This is a genomic window from Cryobacterium sp. Y50 (assembly GCF_002929805.1).
Taxonomy (GTDB): Bacteria; Actinomycetota; Actinomycetes; order Actinomycetales; family Microbacteriaceae; genus Cryobacterium.
On sequence record NZ_PJJM01000097.1, the window covers coordinates 86,418 to 99,834 of the forward strand.

9 protein-coding genes and 1 pseudogene are annotated in these 13,417 nt (G+C 64.7%); 8 read left to right on the top strand and 2 right to left on the bottom strand.

Translation table 11 applies throughout. From position 1 onward, the window contains the following. Positions 1-50 precede the first annotated feature (50 nt). On the top strand, positions 51-1,058 hold the full coding sequence (locus tag CXY73_RS14105) for an iron-siderophore ABC transporter substrate-binding protein (protein ID WP_199185384.1): 1,008 nt from the start codon (positions 51-53) through the stop codon (positions 1,056-1,058). A gap of 229 nt (positions 1,059-1,287) precedes the next feature. On the opposite strand, the gene CXY73_RS14110 is transcribed toward CXY73_RS14105, so the two are convergent. After that, positions 1,288-1,800 carry a GNAT family N-acetyltransferase gene (locus tag CXY73_RS14110; RefSeq protein WP_199185386.1) on the bottom strand — a complete coding sequence of 171 codons (513 nt, stop codon included), beginning with the start codon at positions 1,798-1,800 and terminating at the stop codon, positions 1,288-1,290. A gap of 160 nt (positions 1,801-1,960) precedes the next feature. On the opposite strand from CXY73_RS14110, the gene CXY73_RS14115 reads away from it, so the two are divergent. From CXY73_RS14115 to CXY73_RS14125, 3 genes are read left to right on the top strand one after another with little or no spacing between them, the layout of a single operon-like run. Next, positions 1,961-2,854: an ABC transporter substrate-binding protein gene (locus CXY73_RS14115; RefSeq protein ID WP_104135278.1), complete on the top strand. Its 894-nt coding sequence runs from the start codon at positions 1,961-1,963 to the stop codon at positions 2,852-2,854. A gap of 17 nt (positions 2,855-2,871) precedes the next feature. Further along, positions 2,872-3,855, top strand: coding sequence for an amino acid ABC transporter permease (locus CXY73_RS14120; protein WP_104178065.1), 984 nt, complete (start codon positions 2,872-2,874; stop codon positions 3,853-3,855). A 23-nt stretch (positions 3,856-3,878) separates the two neighbouring features. Continuing rightward, positions 3,879-4,631: an amino acid ABC transporter ATP-binding protein gene (locus tag CXY73_RS14125; protein WP_158253034.1), complete on the top strand. Its 753-nt coding sequence runs from the start codon at positions 3,879-3,881 to the stop codon at positions 4,629-4,631. A gap of 238 nt (positions 4,632-4,869) precedes the next feature. Here CXY73_RS14125 and hrpA read toward each other — a convergent pair whose 3' ends face one another. Further along, positions 4,870-8,964, bottom strand: coding sequence for an ATP-dependent RNA helicase HrpA (hrpA, locus tag CXY73_RS14130; RefSeq protein ID WP_104178066.1), 4,095 nt, complete (start codon positions 8,962-8,964; stop codon positions 4,870-4,872). A 133-nt stretch (positions 8,965-9,097) separates the two neighbouring features. On the opposite strand from hrpA, the gene CXY73_RS14135 reads away from it, so the two are divergent. The 4 genes and pseudogenes from CXY73_RS14135 (at position 9,098) to CXY73_RS14150 (ending at position 13,355) form a co-directional block, all read left to right on the top strand. Next, entirely contained in the window at positions 9,098-9,931 is an 834-nt protein-coding gene (locus CXY73_RS14135; RefSeq protein WP_104135274.1) for an aldo/keto reductase, read from the top strand. A gap of 173 nt (positions 9,932-10,104) precedes the next feature. Beyond that, positions 10,105-10,770 carry a nicotinamide riboside transporter PnuC gene (gene pnuC, locus CXY73_RS14140; RefSeq protein ID WP_104135273.1) on the top strand — a complete coding sequence of 222 codons (666 nt, stop codon included), beginning with the start codon at positions 10,105-10,107 and terminating at the stop codon, positions 10,768-10,770. Between the two features lie 66 nt (positions 10,771-10,836). Next, entirely contained in the window at positions 10,837-12,873 is a 2,037-nt protein-coding gene (locus CXY73_RS14145) for a thioredoxin domain-containing protein (RefSeq protein ID WP_104178067.1), read from the top strand. 48 nt (positions 12,874-12,921) lie between these two features. After that, positions 12,922-13,355: pseudogene (locus CXY73_RS14150) on the top strand (DUF1761 domain-containing protein). Positions 13,356-13,417: the final 62 nt, after the last annotated feature.

Genomic DNA, 13,417 nt, shown 5'->3' on the forward strand with positions numbered 1-13,417 from the left:
TATCAAGCTAGGCGACTGCGTCGCCCACGCCCGACGAACTGGAGATTTTCGTGTCCCGACGCCTCATCGTCATACTGGCTGCCGCCGTCAGCATCCTCGCTCTGACCCTGAGCGGTTGCACGGCTACCGCGGATGACGCGACCGACCATGCCGCGGACGGCGCGGTATCCGGCAGCTTTCCCGTCACCATCGAGCACGCGTTCGGCGAAACCACGATCGACGAGCAGCCGACCCGCGTCGTGACCTGGGGCTGGGGCAGCACCGACAACGCGATCGCGTTGGGCGTGACTCCGGTAGCGATGCCGTTCCAAAACTACGCCGGCGATGAGAACGGCGTGCTGCCGTGGATCAACGAGGCGCTCGAAGGCGAAGAGATGCCGGTCATACTGCCCGACACCCAGGAGCCGCCCTACGAAGACATCGCCGTGGCAGCCCCCGACGTGATCCTCGCCGCGTACTCCGGTATCACCGAGCAGGAATATGACCTGCTCAGCGAGATCGCCCCGGTCGTCGCCTACCTCGGTGACGCCTGGGCTACCCCGTGGCGCGACCTGATCGAGATCACCGGAACCGCGCTCGGTAAGAATGACGAGGCGAGCGCCTTGCTCGCGTCGATCGACACCGAAATCTCCGATCAGGCCGCCGCGCACCCCGAATTCGCGGGCAAGACCATCGCCCTCACGAGCGACAGCGCCGGAACCTTCTACATCTATAAGAAGGAGGACCCGCGCGTTGACTTCACCCTCGACCTCGGCTTCGTTAGCGCTCCGGCCGTCGACGACCTCGCGACCGACGAGGCGAGCTTCTACTACACGCTCAGCTACGAGCAGCTCGACAAGCTCGACAGCGACCTGTTAATCAACTTCGGCTCCACCCAGGAAGAGTCCGACGCGTTCCTGAACGCGAGTTACGCCCAGGCCATGCCGCAGGTGCAGGCTGGCACGGTTGCGTCCCCGGTCGGTGTGGCCTTCATCAGCTCGGTCTCCCCGCCCACCGGACTCTCGCTGTCCTGGGGCCTCGACGACTACGTCGCCCTGCTCGCGGCCGCCGTCAAATAGTCTCATCCTCTGCAGCGGATGCCGCAGCGCCAGCCGGCCTCGCTGCATCCGCTTTCGGCGTGCCGGTAATAGTGGACCGCATGGGGTCAGTGTGCGCCGTGAGATTAACCATGGAGAGCTGAGCAGTACCGGACACCTCGCAGCAACGATGCCGTCGGCGGGCACACCGCTGCTCGAAGCCGCCGAATCGGCTGCCTAGTATATATATATATTCCGCATTCAGCATGTACTAGCTGAACTGGTCGTCGACCACGGCGAGCTGCTTGCGAAACTCCAAATACCCAATCGATTCCCAATCGTCGTCGAGGTCGAACTGCGGCTCATAGCCGAGCGAGAGGTACAACGCCACCGCCTCGGGCTGTCGCGCTCCAGTGGTCAGCACTATAGACCGAATGCCCCGCCGCCCCGCTTCGGCCTCCAGCTCGGCCATCACCTGGCGGGCGAGCCCACGGCGGCGATGCGCTGAATGAGTCCAGACTCTTTTTACCTCGACGGAATCATCCTCGCCTCGCATGAACGCCCCACCGGCGACCGCTTGTCCGTTCTCGACCAGCAGCAGAAAAGTGCCGCCATCGATCGGCTGAAAGCGCTGGGTCGGATACCGGCTGAGTTCGACCGACGAGGGAATCCCGTCGTTCAGGCCATACCGCTCGTCATACTCCTGCGACAGCTCGGCCACCAGGGGCGCCGCGAGCGGGTCTGTCGGGGATGTATACAAAATGTTCGGTCTGAAGTGGGGCACGTCTCGACGATAGATCCGCAGCATCCGCTGGTCAAAACCGCTGGAATCGACAGGGGCTCGAAAACAGTCGGCTGTGGTTGCACTAGGCTCGTTAGGTCTACTCGCTTGTGGGTTCACCGTCGAATCCGCGCATTTTCGAGCAAATCAAGAAGGAAGTGCCATGCGCGCACGCTATATCGTTCCGGCTTTCGCCGCCGCAGCCGCTCTGCTACTCACCGGCTGTGTCGACAACTCGACCACGACCGTCACGACGCCCTCGGGCGACGCGAGCACCATCGAAACGGACGCCGCCGCCGTCGCGCTGCTCCCCGAGGACATCAAGAACGCCGGCGTGCTCGTGATCGGAACCGACGCGGCCTATCCGCCGAACGAGTATAAGGACGAGTCGGGAGCCCCGATCGGGTGGGGCATCGAACTCGCCAACGGTATCGCCGCCAAGCTCGGCCTCGACACCAAGTACCAGATCGCGTCGTTCGACAACATCATTCCAAGCATCACCGGCGGCACCGTCGACATCGGTGAATCCTCCTTCACCGACAACCTTGAGCGTGAGAAGCAGGTCGACTTCGTCAACTACTTCAACGCCGGGATTCTCTGGGCCGCACCGGTCGGCAGCACCGTCGACCCCGACAACGCCTGCGGCCTGACCGTCGCTGTGCAGTCCAACACGGTCGAAGACACCGACGAACTCCCCGCCAAGAATGCGGCCTGCGCCGCCGCCGGACTGGAGAAGATCGAGGTTCTACCCTACGGTTCACAAGACGAAGCGACCAACGCGGTCGTGCTCGGCAAGGCCGACGCCCTCAGCGCCGACTCGCCCGTCACCCTCTACGCCATCAGCAAGGCCGAGGGCAAGCTCGAGGCGGCTGGCGAGAGCTTCGACGTGGCGCCGTACGGCATCACCGTCGACAAGGGTTCGGAACTGACCAAGGCCGTGCAAGCTGCCCTGCAGTCGATGGTTGATGACGGCTCCTACGGCAAGATCCTCGACGCCTGGGGCGTCACCGACGGCGGCATCGACACCATCACCATCAACGCCGCGTCCAACGGCTAGAGAGCACGACTCACATCATGACTGACACGGCCGCGACCGGCGGCAAGACTGAACCCGGAATCAAGGCAATCCGCCTGCACCACCCATGGCGCAACACCTTCGCGGTCGTGTTACTGCTCATCGTTGCGTTGTTCGTCGCCGATGCGGCCATGCGGCCGGCCTACGACTGGCCGGCCGTCGGCAAGTTCCTGTTCGACCAGCGCATTTCGCAGGCGGCATTCATTACTCTGCAGCTCACGGTCTACTCGATGATCATCGCGATCATCCTCGGCGTGACCTTGGCGATCATGCGGCTCTCGCCGAACCCGGTGGTCAACAGTATCGCCTGGGTGTACCTGTGGGTGTTCCGCGGCACCCCTGTCTATGTTCAGCTGGTGTTCTGGGGACTGATCGGCACGATCTACCAGTCCATTGACATCGGGCTGCCGTTCACCGAACCGTGGGTGTCCTTCCCGACCAGGGTCGCGCTGAGTGCGTTCATTCTCGCCATCGTCGGACTGGCGCTCAACGAGGCCGCCTACATGGCCGAAATTGTGCGCGCCGGGCTGCTCTCCGTAGACAGCGGGCAGGAAGAAGCGGCGACCGCGCTCGGCATGAGCTGGTTCCAGACCATGGTGCGCGTGATCGTTCCGCAGTCGATGCGGGTGATCATCCCCCCGGCCGGCAACGAGGTCATCTCGATGCTCAAGACGACGTCGCTCGTGACGGCGATCCCGTTCACCCTTGAGCTGTACACGCGCTCCCGCGACATCGCCGCCGTGACTTTCGACACCGTGCCGATGCTCATCGTCGCGTCGATCTGGTACCTGTTCTTCACCTCCATTCTCATGGTCGGCCAGTACTTTCTCGAGAAGCGATTCGCCCGCGGCATCGGCGATCGACGCCCCGATAAGAAAGCGAATGACGCCACTGCCGCAATGACGGGCGTCACCCCGGTCATTCGCAGTGGTCAACCCACTGTCGTGCTACCGCCCACCGACCCGAACCAGGGAGAACGATGATGGTCGCTGCTATTGAGCCCCCCATGGTCGTCGCCGACCGCGTCTCCAAGAGCTTTGGCTCCAACGAGGTGCTCAAGAGCATTTCGCTCGAGGTCAAGCGCGGCGAGGTCATGTGCCTGGTCGGGCCCAGCGGATCCGGCAAATCCACCTTCCTGCGCTGCATCAACCACCTCGAGGTTGTCTCGGCCGGGCGCCTCAGCGTCGACGGTGAGCTCATCGGCTACCGCGAGGCTAACAACAAGCTCTACGAGATGCACCCGAAGGAAGCCGCCCGGCAACGCCGGGACATCGGCATGGTGTTCCAACGATTCAACCTGTTTCCGCACATGACTGCGTTGCAGAACGTGATGGAGGCACCGATTCGAGTCAAAGGCCTGTCCAAGGCCGGCGTCGAGGCCAACGCACGTACCCTTCTAGCCCGGGTCGGCCTGGCCGAGCGCGCCGACTATTACCCCGCGCACCTCTCCGGCGGCCAGCAGCAGCGGGTCGCGATCGCCCGTGCGCTGGCGATGGAGCCCAAGCTCATGCTGTTCGACGAACCCACCAGCGCGCTCGACCCGGAGCTCGTCGGTGAGGTGCTCGACGTCATGCAGGGCCTGGCCCGCGACGGGATGACCATGATCGTGGTCACCCACGAGATGGGATTCGCCCGCGAGGTCGCCGACTCGCTCGTCTTCATGGACGGCGGCGTCGTCGTCGAGAGTGGTGTGCCTACCGAGGTGCTCGCCAACCCCCAGCACCACCGCACCCAGGCCTTCCTCTCCAAGGTCCTCTAGGAGCGATCTGAGCTGTGGGTTTTCAGACCCCTCAGCAGTTCCGCCCGTGTCCTGTGGCTAAATCAGGAAATCCGCGGTGGCCGGGTACCTGTGGGCGCGTAATCGTGCGGCACAGCGGGGCAGGCCGGCTGGATTTCCTGAATTAGCCACGAGGTGGCGGGCAATAGAGGGACTCAAGGCGAATTTGAGCGAGGTCCGTAAGGTGGGCCCGGGCGGCAAGACGACCGACAGAGGTCCTCTACCCGGTGAGCACCTTTTGGATGCGCTGCAGCGACACAGACTCGGCGGCCTTGAGCTCCTGCGCGAACAGGCTGATGCGCAGCTCTTCGATCATCCAACGGGCGCGCAGAAGCGGCGACGCAGCATCCGCTTTCAGGGGCATTGTGCCGCCGGCATTCTCGAACCGGGTGGTCGCGGCCTGGGTCTCGTTCATCCAGACCCGGTCGCGGCTGGGGTTGTCGACGAGTTTCGGCACGCGCGCGCTGATGCCGCCGAGGTAGCGCGGTAGGTGACGCAGCTGGGCCAGGCCGGTTTCGCTGACGAATCCGGGGTAGACCAGCGCCGTCAGCTGCTGGCGCGCGTCGCTGATTCCGGGCAGCAGAGCCATGCTGGTCGCGGCCTTGAGCGCCTTATCGGCCAGGCGATGGGCGGTCAGAATGCGGGCGACCAGGCCGACCGTTTCGAACATAGAGTCCATCACCACCCCTGACACCCGGTCGCGAATGGTGTCGAACTCGGCTTTCATAAACACCTGCCCGTCGGGCCGCACCCGAAACAGCACGTCGTCGACCGCGGCGGCGAGGCAATCCTCGAACATCGCCTGAGTCGACTTGTACGGGCTGGTCGCGAGCGAAAGCTTCTCGGCCGCGGTCAGATGCTGCTGCACATACGCGGCCGGCGACGGCGTTGCGAGCAGCAGCAGCCGGCGTACTCCGCGGGGCAGCGCCCGGGCCTGCTCCAGCTCGGTGCTCATCATGCGAATAGAAACGGATGCCCCATCATCGACGAGCGTCGGATACCCGCGAATCGTGTTGTCACCCTGCTTCGTGTCCAGGAAGCGCGGGAGCTCGCCGAGATCCCAGGTGGTGATACCGCCCCGCTCGATCGCGTTGCTGGGAGCAGCGGCGCTCGTCGCCTTCGCGACGCTCTCCCGCACCCGGGTGCCGAGCCGCCGCTGCAGATCGAAGAGGTCCTTGTCGGCTGCGATGGTGCGACCGCGCTCGTCGGTGACGACGAAGGTCATGCGCAGGTGCGCGGAAATGCGGCCAAGCTCGAAGTCGCGGGCGCTCACCGGCACGTAGGTGAGCTTCTGGATCAACGCCGCGAGCGTTTCGGCGAACGATGTATCGGGAATGGGCGTCGGCAACGCCATGACGATGCCGGGCTCGCCGGGTAGTTCGCCCAGTAGCCGAGCGGCCCAGTCGGCGGCGGGAACGACATTGCGTCGGATGCTCTTTGGCAGCGACTTGATCATGGCGGTCACCAGGTCGGCACGGAGGCCGGGCACCTGCCAGTCGAAACCGTTCGGCGAGAGACGGGCCAGCAGGGCGAGCGGGATGCGCACGGTCACGCCGTCGTCTTCTTCGCCGGGTTCGAACCGGTAGCCAAGGTTCAGGCGCTGGTCGCCCTGCTGCCAGCTCGGCGGAAAGAGTCCCTCGTCGATTTCGGGGGAGTCCTCGGCGACGAGCGCGTCGGCGGTCATGGTGAGCAGGTCGGGGGTGTCGAACCTGGCCGTACGCCACCAGCCCTCGAAGCTCTTGGTTGACGACACCTCGGCTGGAATACGGCGTTGGTAGAAATCGAAGACGGCTTCATCGTCGAAGAGGATGTCCCGGCGTCGGGTGCGTTCCTCCAGCTCGGCCAGTTCCTCCCGCAGCCTGGTATTGGCCCGCTCGAACGCCCACATGCCGAGGTCGCCCGTCTGACCGGGACGTCCGCCACGGCTGGCGCTCGAGCCAATGGCGGGTGCGCGGCCAGACCCGCGCCCACCGCTGGCGTCGCCGCCGTCGACCGCGATACTGACGCGTTCGATGCGGGACGGTCCCAGGCCGCCGCGATCGGCTTCCTTCTCTGCCGCCGACGATTGCGGCCCAGATGCGCGGTCCCACTCGCCCTCCACGAGGGCGTGCCGAATGAACAGCTCGCGGGCATAGGCCGGGTCGATCCGGGAGAACTGCACCCGGCGGCGGGCCACGATCGGAACGCCGTAGAGCGTCACCCGTTCGTAGACGACGGCGGCGCCCTGCTTCATTTCCCAGTGCGGTTCAGAATAGCTGCGCTTGCACAGGTTGCCGGCGAGGGGTTCCGCCCAGGCCGGGTCGACGACCGCGTTCATGCGGGCAAACAGCCGGCTGGTTTCGACCAGTTCGGCGCTCATGACCGCGTTCGGCTGCTTTTTAGCCAGGGTTGATCCGGGAAACAGTACGAAACGCTGCGCTCGAGCGCCGGCATAGTCCTTCTTCGCAACGTCTTTCAGGCCGATGTGGGAGAGCAGCCCGGCGAGCAACGATCGGTGTACGCCGTCGGGGTTCGCGCTCGGCTCACCGAGATGCAGGCCGAGCGGCTTGGCCAGCTGCCGCAACTGCCGCAGCACGTCCTGCCACTCGCGCACCCGTAAGTAGTTGAGGTACTCGTTCTTGCACAGGCGTCGAAAGGCGCTCGAACCCAGTTCGGACTGCTGCTTCTCAAGATAGTTCCAGAGGTTGAGCAGGCTGAGGAAGTCGCTCGTGGGGTCGGCGAACCGGGCATGGAATTGGTCAGCCTGGGCGCGACGCTCGAGCGGGCGCTCCCGCGGGTCCTGGATGGTGAGTCCGGCCACGATCGCCATGACCTCCCGGCTGGTGCCCTGCGTCTTCGACTCGATCACCATGCGCCCAAAGCGCGGGTCGATCGGCAGTTGGGCGAGTTGTTGGCCGATGCGCGTGAGGCGCGGGGTAGCCGGGGCGGCGGCGTCCGCTCCGCTGCTGGTGGCACGGGCGGTGCCGCGACCGCTCTTGGTGCGCCCGGCTCCCTCTGCCTCGATGGCGCCGAGTTCGGCGAGCAGGTCGAGGCCGTCCTTGATGTTGCGACTGTCCGGCGGGGTCAAAAAGGGGAACGAGGCCATGTCGCCGAGGCCGAGCGAGATCATCTGCAGAATGACGGCGGCGAGGTTGGTGCGCAGAATCTCCGGCTCGGTATATTCCGCACGGCGCAGATAGTCTTCTTCGGAGTACAGCCGAATCGCGATGCCGTCGCTGGTGCGCCCGCTGCGGCCGCTGCGCTGGTTGCCGGAGGCCTGTGAGATCGCTTCGATCGGCAGTCGTTGTACCTTCGAGCGCACGCTGTAGCGGCTGATGCGCGCGGTTCCCGCGTCGATGACATAGCGGATGCCCGGCACGGTCAGGCTGGTTTCGGCTACGTTGGTCGCGAGTACGATGCGACGTTTCACCCCGGCCACGGTCGACGGCTGGAACACGCGGTGCTGGTCGGCTGACGATAGCCGGCCGTAGAGCGGCAGCACCTCGGTGGGGTTGCGACTGGCTGAGGAGGCGTACTTGCCCTGCAGAGCGTCAGCGGCGTCGCGAATCTCGGTCTCGCCGGAGAGAAAGACCAGCACATCGCCGTTCGACTCTCGCTCAAGCTCATCGAGAGCTGCGGTGATGCCCTCGATGTAGTCGCGGTCGACCGGGGGAGCGGCATCCGCCGTATCGTCATCACTGTCTTCATCGGAATTGGCGATTCCCGGCTCAGCGACGAGCGGACGGTAGCGAATCTCTACCGGAAAGGTGCGGCCAGACACTTCGACGACCGGTGCTGGGGTGCCGTCCGCGGCGGCGAAGTGCTTCGCGAAACTGGCCGGGTCGATGGTGGCCGACGTGATGATGAGCTTGAGGTCGGGGCGCTTGGGCAGCAGCTGCCGCAGGTAGCCGAGCAGAAAGTCAATATTGAGGCTGCGCTCGTGCGCCTCGTCAATGATGATCGTGTCGTACTTGCGTAACATGCGGTCGCGGTGAATCTCATTCAAGAGGATGCCGTCGGTCATCAACTTGATGCGGGTGTCAGCACCGACCTTGTCGGTGAACCGCACCTGATAACCGACGAGTTGCCCGACTTCCTGCCCGAGTTCCTCGGCGATGCGTTCGGCAATGGTGCGCGCGGCGAGCCGGCGCGGCTGGGTGTGGCCGATGTTCTTGCGGCCGAGCTCGAGACAGATCTTGGGCAGCTGGGTGGTCTTGCCCGACCCGGTCGATCCGGCGACGATCACGACTTGGTTGTCGCGAATTGCGCGGGCGATGTCTTCCCGACGCTGGCTGACCGGCAGTTCGGGCGGGAAGGTGATATTTAGTATTTCCATGAAGTCTCAATATTACTTCGCCCTCACTCGCGACGTGAAAGCCGCCCGTGCGCGCCCGCCGGGTGCTTTCGCGGTCAGTGAACATTGGGGGTTGGGAGGGAGTGTCGAGGACACCGGCTTATAGGCTGGGGCGATGACGAAATCTGTTCCCACCATCACCCTCAACGACGGCCACACGATTCCGCAGCTCGGTTTTGGCGTGTTCAAGGTCGAACCCGCCGAAACCACCCGCATCGTGGCCGACGCGCTCTCGGTCGGTTACCGCCACATCGATACCGCCGCCGTCTACGGCAATGAGGAGGGCGTGGGCAAGGCCCTCGCTTCCTCCGGTATCGACCGCTCCGAACTGTTCATCACCACAAAACTTTGGAACGACCGTCAGGGCACCCAATCAGCCTTTGACGCCTTCGAGGAGAGCCTCGAGAAGCTCGGTCTCGACTACGTCGACCTCTACCTGATCCACTGGCCAGCACCGGCCAACGACAAGTTCGTCGAGAGCTGGAAAGCCCTTGAGAAGATTCAGGAGTCCGGCCGTGCCCGTTCCATCGGCGTCTCGAACTTTCTGGTGCCGCACCTCGACCGTCTGCTACACGAGACGAGTATCGTGCCGGCCGTGAACCAGATTGAGCTTCACCCGGCGCACCAGCAGCTCGAGGTGACAGCATTCGCCCGCGAAAACGGTATCAATATTGAGGCCTGGGGCCCCCTCGGCCAAGGCAAGTACCCCCTGTTCGACGAGCAGGTGATAGTGGATGCCGCCGAATCGCACGGCAAGTCTCCCGCGCAAATCGTCATTCGTTGGCACCTGCAGACGGGCAACATCCTCTTCCCCAAGTCGAACCGCCTCGCGCGCATGACCGAGAACTTCGACGTGTTTGACTTTGAACTGACACGCACCGAGGTGACCATGATCTCGGCGCTCGAGCGCGCCGGTCGCGTTTCAGCGCACCCCAACGAGGTCAACTAGCGCGCAGTATCCGTTTGACTGAGTGTCCGCGCAGACCCTTGGTCGGCGCGGCCAGTGCTGTGTCGTCCGCGGGCACGCGGCCAGATCCGGTTTTGCACCGGCGTAGATTTGAAGGCGCTGCGTTTTTTTGAACGCGGGTGTGCGAGTGCGTGCCGGTTGGCAGAAAGTTCTCCATGAATCCAATTGAATGGCTGTTCGACGCCCAGTTGCAGATCGGCACTCAGACCATTCTCTGGCGTGAGGTCGTCGGTAACGTCTTTGGAATTGCGAGCGCGGTCGGGGGCATGCGTCGCAAGATCTGGGCCTGGCCGGTCGGGATCGTCGGCAACGCGCTGTTATTCACCGTGTTCCTCGGCGCCGTCTTCGGTACGCCGAACCCGGTCAACCTGCTCGGGCAGGCCGGTCGCCAGATCATGTTCATCGTCGTGTCGATCTTCGGCTGGGTGCAATGGCAACGCAGCCGCAATTCCTCCGTGCACGTTGCCGTTGCGCCGCACTGGGCCGGCAATCGCACTCGCATTCTGCTCGGCCTTGGACTTGTCGCCGGCACCCTCGTGCTCACCCCGATCTTTCGCGCGCTCGGCTCGTTCGAACCGGTCTGGGCGGATGCCTGGATCTTCACCGGTTCCCTGCTCGCGACCTACGGCATGGCCAAGGGGTGGACCGAGTTCTGGCTGATCTGGGTGGCCGTGGACGTGGTCGGGGTGCCGCTGCTGATCAGCGCCGGCTACTACGCCTCCGCCGTGTTGTATCTGTTCTACGGAGCATTCACCATCATCGGCTTCGTGGTCTGGGTGCGCGTGCAACGTCGTCTTCCGGTGCTGCGGGGCGTCGGGTAGCTCGCGCGTCGTCTCTTGGATTGGCCGGGGCTCGCCGAAAGTCGTACCCCGGGAGCAGAATGGAGCATGCCCAATCACCTCGCCGACGCCATCAGCCCGTATCTGCGTAGCCACGCCGGCAACCCGGTTAATTGGTTCGGCTGGTGCGCTGAGGCGTTCGCCGAAGCCCGTGAGCGCGACGTTCCGGTGTTGGTGTCGATTGGTTATTCCACCTGCCATTGGTGCCATGTCATGGCCAGGGAATCCTTCAGCGACCCTGTGATCGCCGAATACTTGAACGCCCATTTCGTCAGCATCAAAGTTGACCGTGAGGAACATCCTGACGTCGATGCGAGCTACCTCGCCGCCGCGAGCGCGTTCACGGACGGACTCGGCTGGCCGTTGAATGTGTTCGTCACCCCCCACGGCCAGGCCTTTCACGCGGGAACCTATTTTCCACCGGTCGGGCAGCCGGGGCGCCCGTCGTTCCGCGATGTTCTCACCGCGGTAACGGATGCCTGGCTCACCCGCCGCGACGACGTGACGGCGGGCGCAGCGCGGGTGGCCGAGATGCTCGTCGAGTCGGGCCGGCAGCTCACGGCGGCGACCGGTTCAACGTCGGGCGGAGCGGCCGTGGCGTTCGCACAGCCCAGCGCCGAAGCACTCGACCGAGCCGTCACCGAGCTCGTGGGTTACGAAGACGCATTGTTCGGCGGCTTCGGCGGCGCACCGAAATTTCCGGTGGCGCCGGCACTCTCCTTTCTGCTCGGGCACGGGGCGCTCGTCGCCGATGGCCCCAACCTCGCGCTGCGCACGCTCAAGTTCATGGGTGAGTCACCGCTGCGGGACTCGATTGAGGGTGGCTTTTTTCGCTACGCGGTCAACCGGGACTGGAGCGATCCGCACTACGAACGCATGCTTTACGACAACGCCCAACTGCTCGGCCTGTACACCCGTGCCTGGATGATGACCGGCCAAGCGTGGGCCCGTCAGGTGGCCGAAGGAATCGCTGGCTTTCTCTGCACCGTGCTGCAGCTGCCGAGCGGCGGGTTCGCGAGCGCGCAGGACTCGGAGAGCACAGTCGAAGGCGAACGGGTCGAGGGTGGCTACTATGCACTCGACGCGAGTGAACGCCTCCGGCAAACCCCACCGGCGCTCGACGAGAAGGTGCTGACCGGTTGGAATGGCCTCGCCATCCAGTCCCTGGCCCGCGCCGGCTTCGCCTTCGACCGGCCCGACCTCATCGCCGCCGCCCGCCGCGCAGCCGAGTACCTGCACCAGCATCACGAGCGCGCCGATGGCTCCCTGGTACGCGCTTCCGTTGCCAACCAGGCCGCCGCTGACCAGGCCGCCGCCGACCAGACATCCACTGCCCGCAGCTCTAGCGCCAGGGCCACGCTGGAGGACTACGGCATGTACTCACGTGGACTCCTCGAACTCGCACTCGTCACCGGTGACGTAACGTACGCCACCCAGGCTCGTCACCTGCTCGACAGCACCCTATTGGACACCACCGACACGGTCGTTTTCCGTCTGCCGCACGGCCCGGATCCGGTGCTTAGCGCGCAGGGCCTAGTCAGCGCCGTCGATTCTTCGGAGGGTGCCTACCCCTCCGGATTGTCCGCGACGGCCGAGGCCGCCCTGCTGTTGCACCGCCTCACCGGCGACGATCGCTATCGGCGGGCAGCGCAGGCCGGTCTCGCTGTGGTCGCCGCTCTCGCCCCGCAGCGTCCACTCGCCTTTGGCGCAGCGCTGCGCTTGTTCGACGACCTCAGCACCCCGATTGAGCAGCTCGTCATCGTTTCGCGCGACCCGAGCGATGAAAACGCGGCTACCGCCACCCCGCACCCCGTCACTCTGCTGGACCTCGCGCGCCGCCACTCGGCGGGCGTCGTCGCATCCATTTTCGAGGTGCAGGCCCGCGCCTTCGCCGACGCCGGCTTCGACCTTTTCGAAGCCCGAACCGCGCCGAGTGGCCAGCCCACCGCCTACCTGTGTCGCGATTTCGTCTGCCAGCTTCCGGTCACCGAACCGGCCGAGCTCCCGCCCCGGGCCGCGACGGCAGACCGCATGGTCCGAATCGTGGCCGAACGGCAGCACCTCGGCACGGCAACCACGCACTAACGTCGCGATATCCGTCCCGTTCCTGAGGACCAGCCGAAAGGATCCCTCATGGTTCCCGAAATCAACATCTGGGCCGTGCTCCTGGCCACTGTGTCGAGCATGCTCGTCGGCTCAATCTGGTACACCCGCGCAGTCTTTGGCCGGTACTGGATGAAAGCCATCGGACACACCGAAGAAAACATTAGGGGCAGCGGCACCGGCGCCATCACGATCACCATCACGGTCATCGTCAGCTCCGTCACCGCCTCGTGCTGGCCGGCGCCGAAGCGATCGCCCAGAACTTCTACGGCGGCGACTTTCTGTTCAATACCCTGCTCACCGGGTTCATCCTCGGGGCCGGATTCACCGCAGCTCGCATGGTCACCCACGACGCCTTCGACCGCCGCCCGACCAGCCTCACCGGGCTCAACCTGGCCCACGAACTCGTGACCATTCTGCTCATGGCTTTGCTCATCGGCCTGTTCGGCATCTCCGCTCTCTAACGCGCACCGACTGTGCGAAACGGATGCCTCAGCATCCGTTTCGCAGGTACGCTCCCGTTGAC